Raw genomic sequence first — 1,452 nt, 5'->3', positions numbered from 1 at the left:
GGCGGATTCAACCGGTCGTCGCAACACCTCGATCGTGGAGGTGTTGATGGGCAGGCCAGCGGGGTGGATGAAGGCGTTGACGGGCAGGTCGGCGATGAAGTCGCCGGGTGCACCGTCGCTTCGACGGGACGTGGAGCGGCTGTTCTGGCGCGAGATCGCCAGAGGGCTCACGAGCGAGGATGCCGCGCTCGCGGTCGGCGTGTCGCAGGCTGCCGGCAGCCGGTGGTTCCGGGAACGTGGCGGCATGCCGACGTTCATGCTCGCTCCGCTGTCAGGGCGGTATCTGTCCTTTGAGGAGCGGGAAGAGATCGCTCTGCTCAAAGCCCAGGGCGCAGGAGTGAGAGAGATCGCCCGCCAGCTGGACCGCGACCCCTCGACGATCTCCCGGGAAGTCCGGCGCAACGCCGCAACTCGCGCAGGCAAGCTCGACTATCGAGCCTCGGTCGCGCAATGGAAAGCAGAGTTGCTGGCACGGCGTCCCAAGACAGCGAAACTCGTCGCCAACGAGCCGTTGCACGACTACGTGCAGGAGCGGCTTGCGGGCCAGGTCCGGCGCCCGGGCGGGACACCGGTGACGGGGCCGGGGACAGCGCCGTGGAAGGGCCGGAACAAGCCACGGCGCCAGGACCGGCGATGGGCCAACGCGTGGAGCCCGGAGCAGATCTCCCACCGGCTGAAGGCGGACTTCCCGGATGATGAAGCCATGCGCATCTCGCACGAAGCGATCTACCAGGCGCTCTACGTTCAAAGCCGCGGCGCGCTCAAACGCGAGCTGGTCGCGTGCCTGCGCACCGGCCGAGCGCTGCGGGTTCCCCGTTCTCGCGCCCGCAAACGCGCCGACGGGATGGTCACGCCCGAGGTGATGATCAGCCAGCGCCCGGCCGAGGCCGCAGACCGCGCGGTTCCCGGGCACTGGGAGGGAGACCTGATCATCGGCTTGGACAGCTCCGCGATCGGCACGCTGGTCGAGCGGACCACCAGGTTCACGATGCTGCTGCACCTGCCCCGCATGGACAGTCACGGCGTCGAACCGCGTGTGAAGAACGGCCCCGCCCTGGCCGGCCGCGGCGCCGAGGCTGTCCGAGACGCGATCGCTTCGACCATCGCCACCTTGCCCGAACAGCTGCGCCGATCTTTGACCTGGGACCGCGGCAAGGAGATGGCCCAGCACGCCCAGCTGCGCATCGACACCGGCATCGAGGTCTACTTCGCCGACCCGCACAGCCCCTGGCAGCGCGGCACCAACGAGAACACCAATGGCTTGCTGCGCCAGTACTTTCCCAAGGGCACCGATCTGTCTCGCTGGAGCCGCGACGAACTCGACGCCGTTGCTACCACTCTCAATAGCAGGCCCCGCAAGACACTCAGTTGGAAGACCCCCGCTGAGACACTCAACGAACTGCTATTGTCATTCCAATAAACCGGTGTTGCGACGACCGGTTGAACCCAAGC

The 1,452-nt window shown here is 67.3% G+C and carries 1 protein-coding gene; it reads left to right on the top strand.

Going from position 1 to position 1,452, the window contains the following annotated elements; all coding sequences use genetic code 11:
• Positions 1–67 precede the first annotated feature (67 nt).
• Entirely contained in the window at positions 68–1,420 is a 1,353-nt protein-coding gene (locus tag H5411_RS46365; protein WP_183128010.1) for an IS30 family transposase, read from the top strand.
• Positions 1,421–1,452 lie beyond the last annotated feature (32 nt).

The organism is Amycolatopsis echigonensis, from assembly GCF_014174495.1.
Lineage (GTDB): Bacteria > Actinomycetota > Actinomycetes > Mycobacteriales > Pseudonocardiaceae > Amycolatopsis > Amycolatopsis echigonensis.
Note: the sequence above shows the minus strand (reverse complement) of the source record. Positions and strands in the feature narration are given on the sequence as shown.